Genomic DNA, 23221 nt, shown 5'->3' with positions numbered 1-23221 from the left:
AGGGGGTCAGAGTAAACCGGGGGCGATGAAGCCCCCGGTTTGTTTTGCACAGCCCGGTTTACTCTGACCCCCTGCTCTGACCCCTTACTCTGACCCCGCGATTATCCATGCCGAACCGAGCCCTCGTTGTCACCGCATGCCTTTGCCTTGGCGCACCCGCCCTGGCCGACTTCATTCCAACGGTGGAGCCCGTCCAGGTCGACGCAAGCCGGCCGGACTGGGAGAACCCGGCCGTTTTCGCACGCAACACCATACCGGCAAGCGCGAGCGGATTTCCGTTCGAGACGCGCGCGCTGGCAATCGATGGCGATGTCCAGGCATCTGCCCGGTTCCTTTCGCTTAACGGCCAATGGAAATTCCATTTTTCGGCCACCGTGCAGGGGGCGCCCGCAGGCTTTGAAGACCCGTCCTACAACGTCTCCGGCTGGGCGAACATGCCCGTACCGGCCAACTGGCAGGCCGAGGGATTCGGCCAGCCGAAGTACAACAACTGGCGCTACCCGTTTCCGCCCAACCGCCCGCTGGTTCCCCACGACGACAACGAGACCGGTTCCTACCGCCGCGATTTTGACGTGCCGGACAACTGGGACGGAATGGATGTCATCCTGCACATCGGCGCGGCTGGTTCCGCGTACCAGGTCTGGCTCAACGGCAAGGATATCGGCTACGCGCAGGACTCCAAACTGCCCAGCGAATTCGACCTGACACCCCATCTGGACCGGGACGGCGCCAATACCCTGGCCATCCGCGTCTGGCGCTGGTCTGACGGCAGCTACCTGGAGGACCAGGATTTCTGGCGTGTCTCCGGTATCGAGCGTCCGGTGTACCTGAAGGCCGTGCCAAGAACGCGCATCGCTGACGTCTTCGTTCGTGCCGAGCTGGATGAAACGTATGTCGATAGCCGGCTGTCAGTCGATGTCTCGGCCACGGCGGGCACCGGCCACACCGCACGTATCGTCCTGCTGGACGACGGTCGCGAGCTGCTATCGCGCGCCGTCGAGCTGAAGCCGACGGACGACGCCCGAACGGTCACCCTGTCTGCGGGGGTTCCGAATGCCCGCCCCTGGACCGCCGAAACCCCGAACCTGTACACGCTGGTCACCGAACTGCTCGACGCCGACGGCCAGGTACTCCAGTCCATGGCCCACGCTATCGGCTTCCGAACCGTCGCCATCATCGACGGCCAGGTCACGGTCAACGGCCGCCCAATCACGATCCGCGGCGTGAACCGGCACGACCACGACCCCGAGACCTTCCACGTGATCTCGCGCGAGTCGATGGAGCGCGATATCCAGGTCATGAAGCTGAACAACGTCAACGCGATTCGCACGGCGCACTACCCCAACGACCCCTACCTGTACGAACTGGCGGACAAGTACGGGCTGTACGTCATGGACGAGGCCAATATCGAAAGCCACGAGTACATGGGCCACGGCGATGCAAACCCGGACCGGCGCGCGGAAATCCAGATCGGTTTCGACCCGGCCTGGCGTGACGCCCACCTGGCCCGCGTGATGAACATGGTCGAGCGGGACAAGAATCACCCGTCGATCATTTTCTGGTCGCTGGGCAACGAAGCCGGTATCGGCCCGACATTCGAAGACGCCGCCATGGCGGTCAAGGCACGCGACCCCGGCCGCCTGGTCAGCTACCTGGGCTGGGGCCAGCTCCCGGACCACCGGCCCAACTGGTACGCCGACATCTACGCGCCGATGTACGACCCAGCCTGGAAAATGCGCGACTACGCGGTCAACTGGACTTACGGACAACCCATGATCCAGTGCGAGTACGCGCACATGATGGGCAACTCCGGCGGCAACCTGGTCGAGTACTGGGAAACCATCTACGACCACCCGGAAACGCTGCAAGGCGGCTTTATCTGGGACTGGGTCGACCAGTCCATGTACCGTTACACCGAGGACGGCCGTCCCTACTGGGGTAACGGCGGCGAGTACGGCCATAACCCGCGCGGCGACATCGACTTCGGCGACGGCGTGGTGCAATCCGACCGCACACCCAACCCGGCGCTGTATGAGCTGCGCAAAGTCTACGAGTCGATCTACTTCTCCGATTTCGACGCGGACAGCGGTCGCCTGGTGGTGACCAACCGGCATGATTTCCTCAACGTCTCCGAATACCGGCTGGGCTGGACGCTGCTTGAGGACGGCGCACCGGTAGCTTCCGGAAACTGGCCGGCCCTGGACCTGCCGGCGCGGCACCGGGGTGAGTTGTTCGCACCCCTTACCGACACGCCATTGCGGCCCGATGCTGAATACCTGCTCACCATCGAAGCGCGCACCGACGAAAGCACCGTTCCGTTGGTCCCGACGGAGACCGTCATGGCCTGGGCGCAGTTCGTGGTCCAGGCTGGCAAGCCGTCGACACTGACCGCATCGGACACGCCGGTCCGCGTGAACCAGGACGACTCGCAGGTCAGCCTGTCCGCAAATGGCAGGCAACTGATCATCGATCGTGACACCGGGCTGATCGTCACGTACCGGGACGATGGCAAGGAATTGTTGTCATCGGGCCGGCCGTTTTTCTGGCGTGCACTGGTCGACAACGACGTCGGTGTCGGCACCGGCCGTGAGTTGGCGGTGTGGAAAACACTCAGCGAGACGCGCACGGTCCGGTCACTGGAAGTCCTTGGAGAAGGCCCCGGCGGCGGCGCGGTCAGGGTCGTGCATGACCTGGGCGACGGGCAGGCCCAGTTCTCATCCACCTGGCGGATGAACGGCGCCGGCGATCTGCAGGTCAACGGCCTGCTCGAGCCCCTCGAAGAAGACCTGCCACCGCCTTTCCGCGTCGGGTTCTATTTCCAGGCCCCGCGGGATTTCACCACCACGACCTGGTACGGCCGTGGGCCACACGAAAGTTATGCCGACCGCAAAAGCTCGGCGGCCATCGGCCTGTGGCGCGGGGCGATCTCGGAGCAGGATCATGACTACATTCGCCCGCAGGACACGGGCAACAAGGTCGACGTTCGCTGGATGGAACTGACCGCCGGTGACCTCGGTTTCGTGGTGGAAGGCGACCAACCGTTGATGATGAACGTTCTGGCCTTCCCCTACGAAGACCTGTTCAAACAACCGCCCGGCGCGCGAAAATCCAGCGACATCGTGCCGCGCGAGCACGTGTCGCTACTGGTGGACTCGGTCCAGTGGGGCATCGGCGGCGACCTGAAATGGAACGACTGGGGCAAGCCGCTACCGCAATACCGGACCCGAAACGAGCCGACGACCGTCGAGTTCCGCATCTCACCCACGGGTGAACCGGGTCCGCCGCCGTCCGGCACGCGCCCGGCACGGGCCACCGGGAACCTGCCGTTCGAGTGACCGTCCGCCGTTACTCGATGCCCTCGGTGGTCATGATCACCCGTTTCAGATCACCATTGTCCTCGTAGTACAAGCGGTCAATGGCCACCGAGCGCCGGAACCGCCCACCGCTGGGCTGGTCGCCCTGCGGTGGCAGGCCGCCGGTGTGGTAGATGAAGTAGTCCTTGCCCTGGAACTCGATGACCGACTGGTGGTTGGTCTCGGTGTTGCCGGCGATCTCGTTGAGGATGCCGCCGTACTGCCACGGCCCCTCGACACTGTCGCTGCGCGCCCAGCAGATTTTTTCCGGGAAGTAGCAGGCGTAGGTCAGGTAATAGACGTCGTTCTTACGGTGCACCCACAGCGCCTCGGTGAAATGCGGCACATCGATGACCTGGATCTCGCCGTCCAGCTCGATCATGTTGTCCTTCAGCTTCACGTACTTTGGTACCAGGTTGCCGAAGAACAGGTAGGTGTCGCCGTTGTCCTCGATCCAGACGGCCGGGTCGATGTCGTCCCAGTCGTTGGGCGTCTGGGTGGTCATGTCGTTGGTGATCAGCGCTTCGCCTTTCGCATCCTTGAAGGGGCCGGTCGGCGAATCGGAGACCGCCACGCCCACGGCGAAGCCGGGTTTGGTTTCATCGTGACGGACGGTCGTGTAGAACCAGTACTTGCCGTCCTTTTTCACCATGTGCGACGCCCAGGCATGGCTGACGGCCCACTCGAAGTCATCGGCGCGCATGATCGGGCCGTGCGCTTTCCAGTTCACCATGTCCTGCGACGAGAACGCGAGCCAGTCGTGCATTTCGAAGAACACGTCGTTGTTGGGCGCCTCGTCGTGGCCGGTGTAGAGCCACACCGTGTCGCCGTCGACCAGCGCGGCCGGGTCGGCGGTGAACATGTCGGTGATGATGGGGTTGTCGGCCAGCGCCGAGGGTGCGGCCAGGGCCAGCGCCAGGGGCGTGATTCGGGTCAGTTTGATCATGACGTAACTCCTGGGGTCAGAGTAGGGGGTCAGAGTAAATCCGCAAGATCGTCGGGTTAAGAGCAAGAAGTAGAGATTTACTCTGACCCCCTACTCTGACCCCATCACTTGTTCTCTGGAGGGCCCTCGCCCACCAGCTCGGTCGTACGGCGATCCAGGTCGGCGGGGTCGACCTGCGGCCAGCCGTCATCCCAGCTGATCGGCAGGATGCGCAATTTCTGCTTGGCGTTGTCGGCGGTCTCATAGGCGTGCAGCACCAGCCAGTCCTGACCGTCGAAGGTGTAGGCAGCATTGTGGCCCACGGCCACCCAGTTGTCGTTGCCCTCGATCACCAGCGTACCGCCGCCCTCCATCAACGACACGCCGTCGCGGTCAAGGTAGGGCCCGGTGACATCTTTCGACCGACCCACGCGCACGTTGTAGGTGCTGTTCATGCCGCGGCAGCACAGGTCGAAGGAAACGAACTGGTAGTACCAGCCGTCCTTCCTGAAGATGTACGGCGCCTCGATGGCGCCAACGCCGGCCTGCTCGCCGGGCGTCGCTGTATCCCGCGGCCGCGCAGCAATGCTGGCCCATGCCTGCGGTTCTGCCGGTGCGGCCAGGGTCTCGTCCAGGCGGAACATTTTCAGGCCGCCCCAGAACGAACCGAAGCTCAGCCACACGCCGCCGGCGTCGTCTTCAACAATGGCCGGGTCGATGGCATTCCAGTCATCGCGGTGCGGCACCGACTGGATGACCAAACCCAGGTCCTTCCAGCCATAGTCCGGCGACGACGGGTCCAGCGTATCGGTCACAGTCACGCCCATCGCCGAAGTGTTCTTGCCGAAGGCGGAGACCGAGTAGTACAGATACCACTTGCCGTCGTGCTCGAAGATGTCCGGCGCCCACAGGTGGCCGCTGAAATCCGGCACCACCTCGCGCGCCCAGTCCGGCTCACCGTCGAACGCGCGGCCCACCCAGCGCCAGTGCTCCAGGTCTTCGGACTGGTAAATGGTGATGCCGGGCCCGGTGCTGAACACGTAGTAGTGGTCGCCTTCCTTCGCCATCACCGGGTCGTGGACTTCGACCTGGACGGCCAAGGCGTTCGTGGACAGGCACATGGCCAAAAGCAGCGCTAAACGCTCAAGAATCATCAGAGCCTCCTCGGCAAACCAACGGGTAGAATCTCACCCGGGCCTACCAGATTGTTTTAACGTGTTTGTAAGCGCGAATTCGTCCATCCGCAGTCACCAATGGTGCCGACAGGTGGCGCGACAGCGCAATGATCATGCGGTCAGCAGGGTCTGGGTGAATCTCGCCGGGCAACCGGGTCGACTGAATCGCGACCACGGCATCAACCGGGACTATGCGGACAGACTCGATCTCGGCAACGGCTTCCATCCAGTCATCAACGCTCATGCTCAGGGTCAACCGCCCTTTCTCCACCAACAAGGCAATTTCCCACGCTGAAATGGCTGAAACCACGATCAGCCCTTCGTCTGCGCGAGTCTCCGCCCTGATCGCCTTGCGCGCGGCGGACGACAGTTGCGTGTCGGCATGTACCCACCAGACCAGCGCATGGGTATCGAGAACAATCAATCCAGCGCTTCCCAGTCCTCTGCGCCAACGGGTTCGGTCGGATCCTCAAAGGCAATCACCGTGCCTTTCAACTTCTCCAGCGGCGATCGTTCATCGCCCCTGTAACGACGAATCTCGATGGCCGGTTTACCTTTGTCCGTCACGATCACTGGCTTGCCCGAAGCCTCAACTTCGCGAAACAGTTCCAGCGCGCGCGCCTTGAATTTCGATTTTGAAACCTGCCGTGACTCCATGTCGTACACCATGGTCATCATATGTGGTCATCTGAGTATAGCCCATCAAGTGACTATTCGTGATGGTCACCTGCTTGCCGCTGACTGTACGGGGTAGAATCGAGATTGAAATCACCAATGGAGCGCCAGGCATGTCGATTCGAATCATCCTGACCCTGTTCGCGTTGGTCGCGATCATTCCTGTCCCGGCCAACGCCGACACCCTGAACATCGACAACCCCATCGTCCCGCAGCGCGCCGACCCGTGGATCCACCGTGACCCCGACACCGGCTGCTACACCTTCATCGGCAGCGCGCCCGAGTTCGACCGCATCGAGATCCGCCAGGCCTGCCGCCTGAACGACCTGAAGATCGCCGAGCCAAAGGTGATCTGGCGCAAGCGCGAGTCCGGCCCCATGAGTATCAACATCTGGGCCCCGGAGCTGCACCGCATCGACGGCGCCTGGTACGTGTACTTCGCCGCCGGCGAGAAGGACCAGCCGTTCAGCATTCGCATGTACACGCTGTCCAACCCCGACGACGACCCGTTCACCGACAACTGGAGCGAGGAAGGCCGCTTCGAGACCGGCCTGGACACCTTCAGCCTGGACGCCACCCAGTTCGAGCACCGCGGCAAGCGCTACTACGTCTGGGCCCAGCAGAACGCCGAGCGTACGTACAACTCCGCGCTGTGGATCGCCGAAATGGACAGCCCGACCTCCATCACCGGCGAGCCCGTCATCATCAGCGAGCCCACGCTGGACTGGGAAATCCAGGGCTACAAGGTCAACGAGGGCGCCGCGGTCATCAAGCGCAACGGCAAGATCTTCATGACCTACTCCGGCGCCGCCACCGACCACCGCTACGCCATGGGCCTGCTCTGGGCCGATGAAGACGCCGACCTGCTCGACCCCGCCAGCTGGCACAAGTCACAAGAACCCGTGTTCACCACCAACGACGCCCTGGTCCGCTACGGCCCCGGCCACAACTCTTTCACGATCGCCGAGGACGGCGTCACCGACCTGCTGATCTACCACGCCCGTGACTACCGCGACCTGCGCGGTACGCCACTGACCGACCCGAACCGCCATGCAAGGGCGCGGGTGCTTGAATGGGATGAGGAGGGGTTTCCGGTGTTTGGGCAGGAGTTTGGAGATTGAGTGCTGTCTGCGATATGCAGAAGACGCTTTGTACCAAGGCACCCTCAAGCCATGTTTAGCGGATCACGTTTTAAAACCACCTTCGTCGTCCGAGCCGCATAGGCCTCCACCGCGTCGTCCCAGTCCGCCAGCACCGAGGTTACGCGCTCGGCTTCAAAGCCTGTTCGGGCGATGAAATCCAGCATTTCCGGCAGGTGCGGCAGTACGTGCGAGACGCCGACGTGCAGCGAGGCGCTCTTGGCGTACATGTCCATGACCGGCAGCCGGGTGTCCTTGAACAGGTAGTAGCCGGTGCCGGTGCAGATGCCCCCCGGGCGCAGGGCGCGCAGGCAGTCGCGCAGGCCCTGGGTGGTGGACGAGGCCTCGACGCCGACGTCGTAGCGTTCGCTGATTTTCGGTAACAGCGAGCGGCGGTCGGACTTGCCGACCTTGTGAGCGGTCACGCCAAAACCTTCGGCCACTTCCAGGCGTTCGTCCGCACTGTCGAAATAGTCGACCCGTTCCGCGCCAAGGCGCACGGCGAAGCCGGCGGCATAGAGGCCAATGCTGTGGGCGCCGCCGCCAATGACGATGACCTTGCCGCCGGGGCGCTGCTGCAGAGGGCCGTGGACGGTGCGCCAGGCGTCGGTGAGGTTGTCGCCGGCGGAGGCGACACGCAACGGGTCGACGCCGTCGGGTACGCGCACCAGCATATGGTCGGCGTTCGGGATCCGCAGGCAATCCGAGACCACTCCGCCCCAGTCGCCGCAGTTCGGCCCGAAACCGAAGCAGCACAGCGTCTTTCCCGGGCTGGTCGGCACCATTGTCGAGCACTTGGCGGTCAGGCCCAGCTTGCACTCATAACATTCGCCGCAGGAAATCGCCCAGGGAACGACCACGGTGTCGCCAACCTTCACGTTGGTGACTTCATCGCCGATGGCTGTGACCTGGGCGATGGCCTCGTGGCCGATGCCGAACGGGCCCTTGAATGGGTCCTTGCCGACGATGTCGCCGACCACCGGGTCGATGGCGCCGATGTTCATGGCCAGGCGCATGCCCTGGTGGCGCAGGCCGTGCAGGTTGATGGGCAATGAATCGCCGTCGCAACGGCTTGCCACGAACGGGCGCACCAACGCGTCGGTTGGGCCCTGCAGTGTCGGGGCGTCTTTTTCCACCCAGTCCAGCTGGCCGGGGCGGATCAGGTTGAGTTCACGCAAGGGTGTTCCCGGGTTGGCTCAGTCCGGAATCGAGCTTAACAGGCGCACGCCGTAGATGCCGCCGGCGATGGAGCCCTTGGCGGCTTCGAAGCGTAGGGTGTACTCGCCATCGGCCGCGGCGCGCGCGGTGTCGGGGATGGGGTAGTCGACATCGTGGAACACCGCGCCGTGTTCGCCTTTCAGCGTGACGGCGGCGACTTTCTCACCATTGAGCAGGATGCTGAAGCTGCGGCCGGCGTCCGCGCCCCAGTAGGTGATTCGTAGCCAGCGCGCCTCGTTTTCCGGGTCGGCCAGGCGGTAACCGAACCAGCCGGTCGCGTGGCGCCAGTGGCGGTTGAAGTTGACGCCGGCGTCCATGCCCTCGCCTTCCAGGTCATGCTCGGCCTCGGGCTGCTGTTCGCCGGGGTTGACGCTGTCGATGGTGGCATCCAGCAACGCCAGGCGCGCGGCTTCGGCGTAGGCGTTTCGGGTCATCATGGCCTGCAGTTCGGATGGCGTTCCCGACGGCCAGTAGACCATGTAGCGGGTACGGTGGACGCGGAAGAACGGGATCAGCTCCAGGCCCGCGTATTCTTTGGGCTCGATGGCGCCGGGGGCCTGGAAGCGCAGTTCGTCGCCAGGCAGTCGCTGCAGCGCCTCAGGCAAGCCGCCGGCACCGGTGACAAGCATCGGCGATTCTTCCAGCGGGCACTGTGCGCCCGCGGCGATATGGCCCATGCGGCTGTCGTCGGCGAGGAAGTCCAGCGTCTCGTCTTCGAACGGGTCGACCGGCGCGGACAGGACGATGGGGCCGTACAGCACGGCGTTCCACGGTGAGCCGTCCGGCAGGGGTTCCAGGTGGGCTTTCATCGGCAGCGCCAGCGTGACCGTGTCGCCGGCTTTCCAGGTTCGCTTTAGATCAATGTACTCGCCGGGTGCGGCGTAGACGGTGACGGGTTCGCCGTTGACCTGTAGTTCCCGCTGGGTGGCGGTTGCCCATGTTGGGTAGCGCAGCGCCAGCGTGATGGCCGCATCGGTTTCGAACACCAAGCGCGTGGCGGACTCATCCGGAAAACGGGTCTCCTGGCGGATGACGACGCCCTGCTCCGGCCATTCCAGCCGCGAGGGGATAAACAGGTTCACCAGCAGCTTGTGTTCATTGCCGTCGTCGTCGTGCGCGTAGATAAACTCGCCGTACTTCACGTGGTTCTCGATGCCCGAACCGACGCAGCACCACATGGCCTGGTCCGGTTGCGAATACACGCGGTAGTGCTGCGGGCGCATCGGCGTGAAGTACACCAGGCCGCCGGTTTGCGGGTCCTGTGAACCGAGGATGTGGTTGTACAGCGCGCGCTCGTAGTAGTCGGCATAGCGCATCTGCGGCTCGGCGCCGAACAGTTGCCGGGTCAGGCGCAGCATGTTGTAGGTGTTGCAGGTTTCCGGGCCCTCGATGTCCTCGATCATGCTGCTGAAATCGTCGCGCGGGTTGAAGTGCTCGCGCACGCTGTTGCCACCGATGGCGATGCTGCGGCCGTTGACCACGGTGTCCCAGAAAAACGTGGCCGCGTCGTGCCAGTCATCGTCGTTGGCCACCTCGGCCACGCGCTGGTAGCCGATCACCTTGGGAATCTGCGTGTTGGCGTGCAGGCCGGTCAGTTGATCCTCTTCCGCCAGCAGTGGGTCGAGAATGAGCCGGTGCGAAAAGCGCCGCGCAAGCGCCAGGTATTTTTCATCGCCGGTGATGGCGTAAACATCGGCGAACACCTCGTTGGGGCCGCCGTGCTCGGAGCGCAGCATGGCCTGGACCTGCTCGTCGCTGAGTTCCTCGACCAGCGCCGCGGCCCAGTCGGCCCAGTCGATCAGCATTTCGCGGGCCAGAGGTGAATCGGTGTAAAGGTAGGCGTCGCGCAGGCCGGCGAAGGTCTTGTGGATGTTGTACCAGGGCACCCAGCCGCCATTCAGGCTGAACAGGTCGGCGTTGATGTCGCCGCGGCGGATTTCACCCCACAGCCGGTTGCTTTCGGGCACGCCGCCGATGTAGCCGTCGCCGTTGGCGTCCTGGGCGCGCTTCAGCTCGGTGAGCATGTAGTCCAGTCGCTGGCGCATGTCGTCGCGGCCAGTGGCGGCAACTGCAAGGGCCAGCGCGCTGACATAGTGACCGCCGATGTGGCCGTCCAGGCCGGAGCCTTCCCAGTTGCCGTAGGTCGGCGCCTTCGGCTCCAGGCCGGCCTCGCGCAGGTAGGGCGCCAACAAGCGATCCGGTTCCAGCGCCAGCAGGTAGTCGATGTTGCGGTCCTGGGCGGCCTTGAACGGGCCGTCCAGCAAGCGAACCTGGTCGAGCAGGAAGTAGCTGACGTCGGCCAGCAGGAGTGAAGGGGTCAGAGTAAAGGGACAGAGTAAACCCAGTAACAGCCCCCTCATCCGCGAAAATCGGTGGGGTTTACTCTGTCCCTTTACTCTGACCCCTGTGCTCATGCGAAGGCCGCGTCGCCAAAGATCGGCATGCCGTCCTCACCCCAGCGTAGCGGCTTCACGAAGGTGTGCCGGTCCGGGTTCCACAGCGGGTCGCCCTCAATCTCGGTGTAGGTGCGGGCATGGTAGACCAGCATGTCGGTTTCGCCGTCCTCGGCCACGGTGAAGCTGTTGTGACCGGGGCCGAAGATATCGTTATCCGGGCTGCTGGTCAGTACCGGTTCCGGAGATTTCGACCAGCTCGCCGGGTCCAGAAGGTCAGCTTCCGTATCAGCCCACAGCAGGCCCATGGCATAACGCTCGTCGGTGGCGCTGGCCGAGTAGGTGATAAAGATGCGGCCGCCGTGTTTCACCACCGCCGGGCCCTCGTTCACCCAGAAACCCTGAATTTCCCAGTCGTACTCGGGAATGGTCAGGCGCACGGGTGGGCCGGCCAGGGTCACCGGGTCGGCCATCGGTGCGATGTACAGGTTGGAATTGCCGCGGATGCCGCTCTCTTTCTGCGCCCACAGGTAATACAGCACGCCGTTGTGGGTAAACGTGGTCGCGTCCAGGCAGAACGTGTCCATGCCGGTCTCGATCCGGCCCTCGAAGGTCCACTCGCCTTCCAGCGGGTTATCCGCCGGCGTCGAGATCGCGTACATGCGATGCTGGAACAGGTCGTCCTTGATCTCGCGCGACGGCGCGGCGGCGAAATACACGTACCAGGCACCCTGGTTGAAGTGAATTTCGGGCGCCCAGATGAGATCGCTGTACGGGCCTTCATCGGGCTTGCGCCAGACCATCACGGTGTCAGCTTCCGCCAGCCCGGCGATGGTGCGCGCGCGGCGCAGTTCGATGCCGTCGTAGGCCGGTACCGAGGCCGTGAAGTAGTACCAGCCGTCAGTGTGCCTGTGGATGTACGGGTCCGCGCGTTGCGGGATCAGTGGTTCGAGCTTGTTCATGATGGCGGCATCTCCGTGATGTACTCCGGCGCCTCGTCTTCGATCAGGCCTTTGGACTTCATGTCGTTGTAGTACTTGTCGGTGATGCGGTAGCCGAACATCAGCAGACCCATCGCCACGTGGAAAACGGCGGGGATGATCGACAGCATCAGCGCGATACCGGCGAGTGAGCGTTCGGTTTGCTCGACATTGGCCTCGAAACCGTAGAACGTCAGCAGCATGCCGACCACGAAGCCGGCCAGGCCCATGCCGGCCTTCTGGAAAAACGAGATGCCGCCGAACGCCAGGCCGGAAACACGCTTGCCGGTCTTGGCCTGGCCGTAATCGACCGCCTCGGCGATCGCCGACCAGAACACCGGCGCGTGCAGGTCGACGACGAACGACAGCAGGAAATACAGCATGAAGGCCAACATGATGTCGTCCGGCCCACCGACGGCGAAGTACAGCACGACACTCAGCACGCCGACCGCCAGCTGGCTCCAGCGGAACAGCTGCACCTTGCAATACCGCTTGGTGATCCACGTGGACGCGATCATCGCCAGGATGGCCGCCACCACGCCGGTGGTCAGGAACGCGGAGATAATCTTCTCGTCGCCGGCCAGGTAGTACTTGGCGTAGTAGGCCGCCACGGAGCCGCGGATCACGTAGCCCAGCGTGCCGGTCAGACACACGCCGCAGAGAATCAGCCATTGGTCATTGCGAAACAGCAGTCGCACCTGTTCGCCGAAAGGCTTGGTCTCCACCTCGTGCTCCACGCGCTCGGTGGTGGTCGCGAAACAGAACAGGAACATCAGCGTGCCGATACCGGCCATCAGGCCCATGGCCAGCTGGTAGCCACGCGCCAGGTCATCACCACCCCAGGCCGCCGCCAGCACCGGCACCGCGCTGGTGACCATCAGCGCCGCGATCTTGGCGAAAAACAGCCGGTAACCGTTGGCGGACAGGCGCTCCTGCGGGTCGGCCGTCAGCACGCCGATCAGTGAGATGTACGGAATGGTCACCGAGGTGAACATCAGCGTGACCAGGATGTAGGTGGCGTAGGCCCACACCAGTTTGGCGCCGTAGTCCCAGTCCGGGGTGGTGAACATCAGGAAAACGGAAATGCCGAACGGCACTGACAGGTACAGGAAGTACGGCCGAAAGCGGCCGAAGCGTTCGGACTTCCAGCGGTCGGTGAGCATGCCCATCATCGGGTCGGTGAACGCGTCGATCAGGCGTGTGGCCAGGAAAAGGATGCCCATGTGCGCAGGTTTGAGGCCGAAGATATCGGTGTAGAAGAACGAGACGATCAGGAACATCGACGAGATCACCACGTTCACGGCCATGTCGCCGGCGCCGAAACCGATCTTCTCGATCACGGTCAGTTTTTGTGTCTTCATTGTTGTTTGAGCCTCTTGTGGCCGAGTACAGCGGGGGTCGGTCGAGTGACCCCGGCCGCGCTCGGCTGGTTATTCGATTCACCACCTTCGTATTCGATGCGGCTGCCCCACACGGAAATGCCTTCCACGGACTGTGCCGTGAAGGTCATCACGTACTGGTCGGCCGTTTCATTCCAGCCGCGCGAGACCACGCCCTGGAACAGGCCAACCTCATCGAGGTCCAGCACCAGCCGCTCCCCGGGCTGGCTGGCCCAACGGCCGGTGTGGGCGCCGCCGAGCGAGCCATCGGCATTCAGTACCAGCAGCGTCGACTCGACAATGGCCGCAGAAATCGCCTTGCCGTGGTTGATGAACTTGTAGTCACCGGCCAGTTCAGCCGCGCTACGTGCGGGTGCCGGCTTGCAGTGCATCGCCCGGACACAGGCGCCCTGCTCCCACGGGTCGGCCAGCCCCTTGCGCGGCGGGAAACTCGTCAGCGAAGCGTCTCCCGCCCCGAAACCGAGCGAACCCGGCCCGCTCTCCGGCAGGTAACGATGCGGGGCGACCACCGGCCAGCCGTCAGCGTTCAGGAAGAACTCGTGCACGCGCACCTGGTGAAACTCGCCCTGGTTGGGGAAGCGGGTGTGGAAGACCAGGAAATATTTATCCAGCGCGGGTTCGTAAATCGCGGAATTGTGCCCGGGCGAGACATAGCCATGCCCGCTGCCGGCACCCGGTTCGCCGTCCTTGCGGCGGAACCGGAAGTTGCCCATAAGCTTCTGGCCGAAAGGCTCAATGCTTTCATCATCGAACAGTGGCAGCGACGGATCGGACTTCACCTCGGCCATGTCGTTGCCGAGCGCGTCCAGGAAAGGACCATCCGGGCGCCGTGACCGGGCGACGCGCATGTTGTAGCCGCCTACGGCGTCCAGCCCACCGAAGGTGACGAACAGGTAGTAATAGCCGGTGTCCCAGCTGTAGAGCATGAACGGCCCCTCGATGCGGGCATGGTTGCCGCCCCACAGGTGCTTGCCGTAACCCTGGCCGGGCGCGGGCAGGCCGGTCACCGGGTCCATGCGCATGATGAAAATGCCACCGGAATACGAGCCGTAGACCATCCACAGCTCGCCGGAACGGTCGTAGAACACGTGCGGATCAATGGTATTGGGGTGGTCGCGCGGCTCGTAGATGTTCTCGCCGTCCTCGCTGATCTCGCCCCACATGCCGGACTGCAGGAAGATTTCCTGGTAGGTGTACGGCCCCTCGATGTCATCGGCGATGGCCAGTGACAGCGATGCCCGCGGCTCGGTGTTGGCCGACAGGTTTGGGTACATGTAGAAGCGGCCGTCATCCAGCTGCCGCACGTCGTTGGCCCAGAGCCCCACCGTGCCGGACCAGTCGAACAGGTCCTGCAACTCGGTCACCGGGTTCACGAACAGCGGGTTGCCGGGGTTCACGCCCTCGGCGAAACGGGTCCAGTGCACCAGGTCGGTGGACCTGGCCGCGGCCAGGTGCGAGCCGAAGATGTAGTACGTGTCGTCCACCTTGACGATGGACGGGTCGTGGACGGTGACGTCGGTGAACTGGGCGGTCGTACTGCCCGCAGCCAGCACGGCCACCAGGGCCGTCAACAGGCGACCGGGCCAGGCCGGGCGGCCTGGCACATTGGGTTTCGTACGCTCAGCGCGGTGTTTAAACACCGTTCTCCAGGTGGTAGTACACCGCGTTGTGCCGCAGTTCCTTCTTGAACTCGCGCACGTTGGTGTCGGCGCCGATCACCACCAGCTCGACCCCGGCAATCTCGGCAAAGTCCTCCAGCTGCTCCAGGGTGATGCCCTGCGTGTAACAGCTGTGGTGCGCGGCGCCGGCGTGAATCCAGCACGCACCGGACACTTCCAGGTTCGGGCGCGGCACCCACAGCGCCTTGGCCACCGGCAGGTTCGGCATCTCGGCCGGCGCCTCGACGGTGTCCAGTTCGTTGACCACGATACGAAAGCGCGTGCCCAGGTCGATCTTGGAGATGTTCATGGCCGGGCCCGTGGCGCCGGAGAACAACAGCCGCGCGATGTCCTTCTTGATGCCGATGGTGTGCAGCTGGATGTCGACCTTCGCCTTCGGCTCGGTGGCAATCGACGGGCAGATCTCCAGCATGTGCGCGCCCAGCACCTGGTCGGTGGCACCGAAATCGTAGGTGTAGTCTTCCATGAAACTGGTGCCGCCCTCGCGGCCCTTCGACATCACTTTGACGATGCGCACCATGGCGGCGGTCTTCCAGTCGCCTTCACCGCCGTAACCGTAACCGCGGCTCATCAGCCGCTGCGTGGCCAGGCCCGGCAGGCCGGACAGGCCGGTCAGGTTCTCGAAGCAGTTAGTGAAGGCCATGGAACCGCGCTCGGAAAGGAAACGCTCCATGCCCAGTTCCAGTCGCGCCTCGTTTCGCAGCAATTCCAGCTTGTCAGTGTCGTCAAATACGGACGCGTCGATCTCGTAATCATCCTTGTAAACCTCGATCTGCGCGTCAATGTCCTCGGAACTGACGGCATCGACCACTTTCGCCAGGTCGCCCAGGCCCCAGGCGTTGACCTCGTAGCCGAACTGGATCTGCGCCGAGACCTTGTCGCCGTCGGTGACGGAGACCTGGCGCATGTTGTCGCCGAAGCGTGACACCACCAGGTTCTGCGCTTCGTCCCAGCCCATCGCGGCGCGGATCCAGTCATCCATCTGCCGCTGCACGGACTCGGTCTGCCAGTGCCCGACCACCACCTTGCGGTCGATGCGCAGGCGCGTGCCGATGTGGCCGAACTCCCGGTCGCCGTGGGCGCTCTGGTTAAGGTTCATGTAGTGCATGTCGATGTCGGCCCAAGGCAGTTCGGCGCCAAACTGGGTGTGCAAGTGCATCCATGGCTTGTTCAACGCGCGCAGCCCGGCAATCCACATCTTGGCCGGCGAGAAGGTGTGCATCCACAGCACCAGGCCGACGCAATCCGGGTCGTTGTTGGCCTCGCGGCAAATGGCGTGGATCTCGCCCGGTGTCTTCACCACCTCTTTGGCGATGACCTTTGCGGACACGTGCTCGGAAGCCGTCAGGCCGTCGGCGATGGCCTGGCTGTTCTTCGCCACCTGCTCAAGGACTTTCGGCCCGTAAAGATGTTGCGAGCCGGTCACGAACCAGATGGTCTTGTCACCGTAAATCTTCATGTCTGTCTTTCTCCGGAATGCAGTACGCCAGTGCCGTCAGCCCTGGCCGTAATAGGAATTCTTGCCATGCTTGCGCAGGTAGTGCTTGTCGACGATGGCCTGTTTCAGCGGCCCGCGCGTCGGGTCGATCATGCGGGTGTACAGGGCCATGCGCGCGACCTCCTCCAGCACCACCGCGTTGTAAACCGACTCCGCCGCGTCCTTGCCCCAGGTAAAGGGCGCGTGGCCGGCGACGATGACCATCGGGGTCTCCACCGGGTTGCGCCCGGCAAAGGCCTCGGTGATCTGCACGCCGGTCTCTTCCTCGTAGTCGCGCTCGATCTGCTCGTCGCGCATCACCGCCGTGCACGGAATCTCGCCGTAGGCGTAATCCGCGTGCGTGGTGCCGAAGCACGGGATAGGTTGCTGCGCCTGCGCCCAGGCCGTGGCGTGGGTCGAATGCGTGTGCGTGATGCCGCCGATGGTTTCGAAATGCCGGTACAGGTGCGTGTGCGTGCGGGTGTCCGAGGACGGCTTCAGCTTGCCCTCAACGACCTGGTTGTCCAGGTCAACGACGACCATGTCATCCACCGTGAGCTTGTCGTAAGACACGCCGCTGGGCTTGATCGCCAGCACACCGGCATCGCGGTCAATCTGCGAGACATTGCCCCAGGTGTACAACACCAGGCCACGTTCGTTCAGTTCCATGTTGGCCGCCCAGGCCGCTTCTTTCAGGTCGCTGTAACTCATGGGTCGCTCAGTCCACGTGCTCAACCGCCGCCGCCTCAACGGCCAGCGCAGCGGTGTGTCGTTTGAAGTAGTCGTTGAAGCCAGCCACGTCTGCCGGGTCCGGGGCAGTGGCCGGGCCGATGGAGTCGCCGATCAACCGGTCGAGGAAATCCGCCAGCGCCTGGTCACGGTCATCGCGTAGCAGGTAGGCCGCCAGCAGCGCCATCCCCCAGGCCCCGCCCTCACCCGCGGTGTCCGGCAGGCTGACGGGCGTGTTGGTGGCCGCGGCCATCATGCGCTGGCCCACGCCCTCGGTCTTGAAGAAGCCGCCATGTCCGCGCAGTTCCTCGACCTTCACGCCCTCGCGCTCGGTCAACACATTCATCCCGGTGCGCAGCGCGCACAGTGCCGAGAACAGGTGCGCGCGGACAAAATTGGCCAGCGTGAACCGGCTGTTCTGGGCGCGGACGAACAACGGCCGGCCTTCGCTGAAGCCGGTCATGTGTTCGCCGGACACGTAGCCGTAAGCCAGCAGCCCGCCCGCATCCGCATCGGCCTGCAACGCCATCGGCATCAGTTTGGAAAACAGTTTGTCGTCATCGACATCGGCCCCAAGCAGCGCGGCCGCTTCGCCCAGCAGGCCCGCCCAGGCATCGAAATCCGAGCTGCAGTTGTTGGAATGCGCCATGCCGACCAGTTCGCCGTCCGGTGTCAGCACCAGGTCGATCTCGTGATGCACCGATGACAGCCGCTCCTCCAGCACCAGCATGGCGAACACGGACGTGCCGGCCGAGACGTTCCCGGTTCGCGGGCGCACGCTGTTGGTCACCACCATGCCGGTCTGGGCGTCGCCTTCGGGCGGCGCCATCACGGCGCCGGCCTGCAAGGCACCACTTGTGTCCAGCAGGGCCGCACCTGGCTCGGTCAGCGTGCCGGCATCCTCTCCCACCTTTACAATCGTGGGCAGGATATCCGCCAGCGACCAGCCCAGGCCCCGGTCGGCGACATGGGCGTCGAATGTTTCCAGCATCCACGCGTCCCACTGCCCGGTCTTCGGGTCAACGGGAAACATGCCCGATGCATCACCCACGCCGATGGCCCACTGGCCGGTCAGCTTCCAATGCACCCAGCCGGCCAGCGTGGTGATGTGCGCGATGTCGCCGACATGCGCCTCGCCGCTGGTGATGGCGTGATACAGGTGGGCGATGCTCCAGCGTTGTGGAATCGGCCAGCCGAACAGGTCAGTGAGTGCGGAGGAGGCCTCACCGGTGAAATTGTTACGCCAGGTCCGGAACGGAACCAGCAACTCGCCGGCCGCGTCGGTTGCAATGTAGCCATGCATCATGGCGCTGAACCCCAGCGCGCCGATTCGCTCCAACGGCATACCATGGGACTTCCGGACATCCTCGGCCAGCGCGGCATAGCTGGTGGCCAGGCCCTTCAGCACGGCGTCCATGTCGTACGTCCAGATGCCATCGTCCAGCTGGTTTTCCCAGCCGAAGGCACCGGACCCGAGGGGTTTTCCGCAGGGGGTGATCAGCGTCGACTTGATTCGGGTCGAACCCAGTTCACAGCCAAAAACCACGTGACCCGTGGCGATATGTTGAGCCTCGTTCATTCTGCCTCGTTGCATGCCGCAATCTTGTACCGCCGCAAAGGGGCGGGAGATGGCTCCGTGACGTCACGCCCGCGGGTGCGGGTGCGCCCGGACCATCAAATTTCAGGGCCTGATTATAGTGATGCGGAGCGCTAATTACGATAAGTATGACAAATCATACCGATTAATCAAAAAGCGCTTTCACCATGGCCCAGTCGACCTCGCTGAGTGATTCGACCGCCACGTCGGCGTCACCCAGGGTCTCGATCGGGTGGGTGGTGGCCACGGCGATGACCCTGGCGCCGGCGCCCAGGCCGGCGTCGATGCCCACGTGTGCGTCTTCGAACACGACACAGTGGTGTGGTTCGCAACCGAGTGCGGCGGCGCTTTTCTCGAACACTTCGGGGTCGGGCTTGCCCTGCGACACATCTTCCGACGTGATCACGGCGGAGAAAAACTCGCGGATGCCCAGCACGTCGAAAGCGGTTTCGATATTCTCGCGGTGCGTTGACGATGCCACCGAGCACGGCACGCCATGGTCGCGCAGCATGGCCAGCAGTTCGCGCACGCCGGGCAGCGTCTCGATGCCGTCCTCGCGAACAATTTCGCGGTACAGGGCTTCCTTGCGCAGCGAGAGACGCCGGATTTCGTCAGCGTCCTCGGTCCAGCCCAGGATGCCGGGAATGATGACTTCGTTCTTCATGCCGAAGCCACGTTTGAAGTGATCCGCCGGCAGATCCAGGCCGGCCTCGTCGGCCAGCCGCTCCCAGCTTTTCTCGTGCTGGACGGAAGAGTCGATGACGACCCCGTCCCAATCGAATAGTGCGCCAATGGTCATCGGCGGATTATAGGCAAAAAAAAGCCCGGCAAGCCGGGCGCACTCCTTCTTATTATTTTTCTACGTTGTAAGCGAACCCCTGGCTCTCTCTGGATCAGCGTATCCGCCTTGTTGTTGACTGCAGGAACAGGCCCGAGGCCAGCACCGTCGTAATCACACCGAGGACCAACCAACCATTAAGCCCCTGGTGAGCCGCCGGATTATTGGCCATTGCGGGTGACGCCATCAGCATCACCACGGAAATCGTCCATGCCTTGAAGATCAGTCTGGAACAGGTCGAGCTGACCGTGTGCCTGGACCGGGCGGTCCGGGCGAACGAATGGAATCCCTTTTCCATCAGCCGAGCGAGTCCCAAAGCAACATCCTTTTAGCTGGACCCCCCCAACCGCGGACAATACTGCAATAAAACTTAAGCAGTTTCAACCAGAACTTTAAACGTTTAACTTCGCCTTGGCGCAAACCACTGTTTTAGTGAAACAGGACGCTGTTTTTCGGTAAAATCCCCGCCTGCGTCATACCCCGATGCCGGTATAGCTCAGTTGGTAGAGCAACTGATTTGTAATCAGTAGGTCCCGAGTTCGAATCTTGGTGCCGGCACCACCTCCCCCTTGTTCCCTCAGTCAGCATCACCTTCGTCCAGCGAAGCCAGGTACGCCATGCTCGCCGGCACCTGCTGCACCACCCGCGACGACTCGTCCTCGATGAAGAACCACTCGATGCCCTGGCGCTTTGCTTCGGCTACCACGGCGGCGATGCCGACATCGCCCTGGCCCAGCACCACGTTGGTTTCGACATCGGCGTGGCCGTTGGTGGAGTCCGGCGTGCCCGGCAGGCGGTCCTTCAGGTGCAGTGACTTGAAGCGGCCCGGGTAGCGCTGCAGGTATTCGACGGGGTCGGCACCGCCCTGCTTGATCCAGAACACGTCCATCTGGAACTCGGCCTCGGTCACGTTCTGCAGCATGTAATCCAGCAACGTGCTGTCTTCGTGTGGGGTGAATTCGTAGCCATGGGGGTGGTATTGCAGGGTGATGCCGTTGGCCTTCAGCAGCTTGCCGGCTTCGTTCATGATCTTGACGGCGTTATCCGCGTCGTCGAAACCGAAGCCCTTGGCGCCGTCGTGCGGGATCCAGTAGAACGTGGCGTACTCGGCGCCGAAATAACGGGCCTTGAAGACCGCGGCCATCGGGTTGTCGCGCAGCTCGTCCAGCGAGGTGTCGACGCTGACCACCTGGATGCCGTGGGCGTCGAGCGCGGCCTTGTAATCATCCAGCGGATGGTCATAAAGCGTGCCGCCGCCCTCGGCGTATTCCAGCCCCCATTTTTCCATCAGCGCGAAGGCCGCAGGCAAGTCTTCGGCCATCTGCGTGCGCAGGCTGTACAGCTGCAGGCCCAGCTCTCCGGCGCCGGCGGCCGGGGCGGCCAGGGTGGCGGCCAGCGCCGCCAGTGCGAGGTGTCGGGTGAATCGGGTCATCGGGTTCTCCTGGTTTTAGGTCTTATCGTGGATCAGTCTTTTTCAGGCAGCGCGAAGGCCACGTACTTGCCGGACTGTTTGCCGCCAAACTTTCCGCCACCAGCGGCGATGACGATGAACTGGCGTCCGTCGGCCTGGTAGACGGCTGGCGTGGCGACGCCCGCCGCCGGCAGCTCATGCTCCCACAGCAGCTTGCCGCTGGCCTTGTCGAAGGCGCGGATCTTGCGGTCAAACAGCGTGGCGGCGATGAATACCAGTCCACCGGCGGTGACCACCGGGCCGCCGTAGTTCTGCGAGCCGGTGTCATCCAGCCCCTGCGCCACCAATTCAGGGTACTGGCCCAACGGAATCTGCCAGGCGTACTCTCCGGTATCCATGTTGATGGCGCTGAGCGTACCCCAGGGCGGCTTCACCGCCGGGTAGCCTTCGTGATCGGTAAACAGCGGGTAACCGGCGATGCGGTAGCGCAGGAACAGCGGCGAGTCGGCGCCCAGGGCCGTTTCGATTGGGCCGTCCTGGCCATGCAGCAGGTATGCCGCCATGGCATCGCGGCCCTTCCAGTCGAACCAGGCACTGAACGCCGGCATGCGCCCGCGGCCGGACATCAGCACGTCGGTGAAACCTTCCCAGTCCATGCGCTCGTCCAGGCCCACCAGCGACGGGAATTCGCCGGTACCCTGCCGGTCGTCGCCGTGGCAGGACGAGCACAGCAACTGGTAGGCCTGGGAGGCATGCGCGCCGGCCGGCAGCGGCTGGCGCTCTTCCAGCTTCAGCAGCCAGGGCATTTCATTGGCGTTGACGTAAAGCAGCGAGGTCTCCGGGTCGAACGCCGGACCGCCCCACTCCGCGCCGCCATCGAAACCGGGGAACACCGCCTGGGCCCGGGTCGACGGCGGGATGAACTGGCCGCCGATGGTGATCTCTTTCAGTTGCTCGCGGACGTTGGCCGTGGCCTCAGGGCTGCGGTCGGTGATCGTGGTCTCGTCAAAGACCTGGCGTGAAAAGGGCGCGGGCAACTTCGGCAGCCGCTGTGTTTTCGCCAGCTGCTCACCGGGCAGGGTCGAAGGCTCAACCGGCACCTCTTCCAGCGGAAACAGCGACTGGCCGCTATCGCGGTCGAGCACAAACACGTGCCCGGACTTGGTCACCTGGATCACCGCGTCTACGGGCTCGCCGTCACGGTTGACCGTGGCCAGCACCGGCGGCGCCGGCAGGTCGCGGTCCCAGGCGTCGTGGCGCACCACCTGGAAATGCCACTCGCGCTTGCCGGTGCGCGCGTCCAGCGCCACCACCGAGTTGGCGAACAGGTTGTCACCGTGGCGGTTGGCGCCGTAAAAGTCGTCGGAGGCGGAGCCGGTGCCAAAGAACACTATGCCGCGCTCGCGGTCCAGGCTCATACCGCTCCAGGCATTGGCGCCGCCGGAATAGGTCCAGGCGTCTTCGGGCCAGGTCTCGTGGCCGTACTCGCCAGGGTGCGGGATGGTGTGGAACGACCAGCGCAACTCACCGGTATGCACATCGAAGGCGCGCACATCGCCCGGCGCGGCCGGCAGCGATTCCGACAGGCTGGAGCCCATGATCACCAGGTCTTCGAACACCACGCCCGGGCTGGTGGCGGAAATGCCGACGCTGTCCACGGGCCGGCCCAGGCCTTCGCGCAGGTCCACGCGGCCACTCTCACCGAAGCCGCTGACGGGCTCCCCCGTGGCGGCATCCAGCGCGTAGAGGTAGTGCCCGGCCGTATACAGGATCCGCCGGCCCTGCCACTGCATCAGTCCGCGGATGAACACCCCGCCCAGGCTTTTTTCGCCCGGCGCGAGCGTCGGCTCCCGTTCCCAGGCCAGCTCGCCGGTCGCCGCGTTAAGCGCGAACACGCGCAGTGCCGGGCTGACACCATATATAAGGTCACCCAGGACGATGGGGGTGTGATGCAGGCGGCGCTTGGCGTGATACTCGCGCTCTTCGCTGTCGACATCGCCGGAGTCGTAGACCCAGGCGACTTCCAGGTCATGGACGTTATCGCGGTTGACCTGGTCGAGTGAAGAATACTGGACCTGCGAGGGTCCACCACCGTATTCGCGCCAGGTGCTGTGTTCGTTGCCAATGGCGACTTCGCTGTTAGCTTGCGGAATTGCAGCAGCGCAGAAAAATATGGCCAGAATTTGCGCCGGTAAGCGAACCCTGGCCCAACGCATTGCTGACATTACGAAA

The 23221-nt window shown here is 63.7% G+C and carries 18 protein-coding genes and 1 tRNA gene; 3 read left to right on the top strand and 16 right to left on the bottom strand.

The features are described 5' to 3' along the window. Nucleotides 1-107: 107 nt before the first annotated feature. Nucleotides 108-3335 (top strand): glycoside hydrolase family 2 TIM barrel-domain containing protein, encoded by a 3228-nt coding sequence (locus tag F3N42_RS12565; protein WP_150864822.1) that lies wholly within the window; start codon nt 108-110, stop codon nt 3333-3335. A gap of 10 nt (nt 3336-3345) precedes the next feature. Here the strand turns inward: F3N42_RS12565 and F3N42_RS12560 are convergent, their stop codons facing one another. The 4 genes from F3N42_RS12560 to F3N42_RS12545 form a co-directional block, all read right to left on the bottom strand. Beyond that, nucleotides 3346-4299: a glycoside hydrolase family 43 protein gene (locus F3N42_RS12560; RefSeq protein WP_150864821.1), complete on the bottom strand. Its 954-nt coding sequence runs from the start codon at nt 4297-4299 to the stop codon at nt 3346-3348. A 104-nt stretch (nt 4300-4403) separates the two neighbouring features. Continuing rightward, nucleotides 4404-5432: an arabinan endo-1,5-alpha-L-arabinosidase gene (locus F3N42_RS12555; protein ID WP_150864820.1), complete on the bottom strand. Its 1029-nt coding sequence runs from the start codon at nt 5430-5432 to the stop codon at nt 4404-4406. A 43-nt stretch (nt 5433-5475) separates the two neighbouring features. After that, on the bottom strand, nt 5476-5877 hold the full coding sequence (locus F3N42_RS12550) for a type II toxin-antitoxin system VapC family toxin (RefSeq protein ID WP_150864819.1): 402 nt from the start codon (nt 5875-5877) through the stop codon (nt 5476-5478). Beyond that, on the bottom strand, nt 5874-6128 hold the full coding sequence (locus F3N42_RS12545) for a type II toxin-antitoxin system Phd/YefM family antitoxin (protein WP_224784911.1): 255 nt from the start codon (nt 6126-6128) through the stop codon (nt 5874-5876). Before F3N42_RS12545 ends, F3N42_RS12550 begins: the two co-directional genes overlap by 4 nt. 113 nt (nt 6129-6241) lie before the next feature. Here F3N42_RS12545 and F3N42_RS12540 point away from each other — a divergent pair, with 113 nt between their 5' ends. After that, nucleotides 6242-7249, top strand: a complete 1008-nt coding sequence (locus F3N42_RS12540) for a glycoside hydrolase family 43 protein (protein WP_150864818.1) — start codon at nt 6242-6244, stop codon at nt 7247-7249. Nucleotides 7250-7293: 44 nt separating this feature from the next. On the opposite strand, the gene F3N42_RS12535 is transcribed toward F3N42_RS12540, so the two are convergent. The 10 genes from F3N42_RS12535 to F3N42_RS12490 form a co-directional block, all read right to left on the bottom strand. Then, nucleotides 7294-8445: a zinc-dependent alcohol dehydrogenase gene (locus F3N42_RS12535; protein WP_150864817.1), complete on the bottom strand. Its 1152-nt coding sequence runs from the start codon at nt 8443-8445 to the stop codon at nt 7294-7296. Between the two features lie 18 nt (nt 8446-8463). Next, nucleotides 8464-10845, bottom strand: a complete 2382-nt coding sequence (locus F3N42_RS12530; RefSeq protein ID WP_150864816.1) for a glycoside hydrolase family 127 protein — start codon at nt 10843-10845, stop codon at nt 8464-8466. Between the two features lie 50 nt (nt 10846-10895). Then, nucleotides 10896-11840 (bottom strand): glycoside hydrolase family 43 protein, encoded by a 945-nt coding sequence (locus tag F3N42_RS12525; protein WP_150864815.1) that lies wholly within the window; start codon nt 11838-11840, stop codon nt 10896-10898. Next, on the bottom strand, nt 11837-13219 hold the full coding sequence (locus tag F3N42_RS12520; protein WP_150864814.1) for an MFS transporter: 1383 nt from the start codon (nt 13217-13219) through the stop codon (nt 11837-11839). Before F3N42_RS12520 ends, F3N42_RS12525 begins: the two co-directional genes overlap by 4 nt. Continuing rightward, entirely contained in the window at nt 13216-14862 is a 1647-nt protein-coding gene (locus F3N42_RS12515; protein ID WP_224784910.1) for a glycoside hydrolase family 43 protein, read from the bottom strand. The genes F3N42_RS12520 and F3N42_RS12515 overlap by 4 nt, the downstream gene beginning before the upstream one ends. Nucleotides 14863-14890: 28 nt before the next feature. Further along, complete coding sequence (gene araA / locus F3N42_RS12510) at nt 14891-16396, bottom strand: L-arabinose isomerase (protein WP_150864812.1); 1506 nt, start codon at nt 16394-16396, stop codon at nt 14891-14893. Between the two features lie 36 nt (nt 16397-16432). Continuing rightward, the gene (gene araD / locus F3N42_RS12505; protein ID WP_150864811.1) at nt 16433-17125 is read right to left on the bottom strand and encodes an L-ribulose-5-phosphate 4-epimerase AraD; all 693 of its coding nucleotides are present in this window, start codon (nt 17123-17125) and stop codon (nt 16433-16435) included. Nucleotides 17126-17132: 7 nt separating this feature from the next. After that, nucleotides 17133-18722: a xylulokinase gene (locus F3N42_RS12500; protein WP_150864810.1), complete on the bottom strand. Its 1590-nt coding sequence runs from the start codon at nt 18720-18722 to the stop codon at nt 17133-17135. Between the two features lie 163 nt (nt 18723-18885). Continuing rightward, entirely contained in the window at nt 18886-19539 is a 654-nt protein-coding gene (locus F3N42_RS12495; RefSeq protein ID WP_150864809.1) for an HAD family hydrolase, read from the bottom strand. 94 nt (nt 19540-19633) lie between these two features. After that, on the bottom strand, nt 19634-19876 hold the full coding sequence (locus F3N42_RS12490) for a hypothetical protein (protein WP_150864808.1): 243 nt from the start codon (nt 19874-19876) through the stop codon (nt 19634-19636). 187 nt (nt 19877-20063) lie between these two features. Here F3N42_RS12490 and F3N42_RS12485 point away from each other — a divergent pair. After that, nucleotides 20064-20139 (top strand) — tRNA-Thr (locus F3N42_RS12485). A gap of 16 nt (nt 20140-20155) precedes the next feature. On the opposite strand, the gene F3N42_RS12480 is transcribed toward F3N42_RS12485, so the two are convergent. Then, nucleotides 20156-21010 (bottom strand): sugar phosphate isomerase/epimerase family protein, encoded by an 855-nt coding sequence (locus F3N42_RS12480; RefSeq protein WP_150864807.1) that lies wholly within the window; start codon nt 21008-21010, stop codon nt 20156-20158. A gap of 32 nt (nt 21011-21042) precedes the next feature. Beyond that, complete coding sequence (locus F3N42_RS12475) at nt 21043-23214, bottom strand: outer membrane protein assembly factor BamB family protein (protein WP_150864806.1); 2172 nt, start codon at nt 23212-23214, stop codon at nt 21043-21045. Between the last annotated feature and the right edge of the window lie 7 nt (nt 23215-23221).

Source organism: Marinihelvus fidelis, from assembly GCF_008725655.1.
Lineage (GTDB): Bacteria > Pseudomonadota > Gammaproteobacteria > Xanthomonadales > SZUA-36 > Marinihelvus > Marinihelvus fidelis.
The sequence above is the reverse complement of the archived record's forward strand: the minus strand, read 5'-3'. Positions and strand labels throughout refer to the sequence as shown.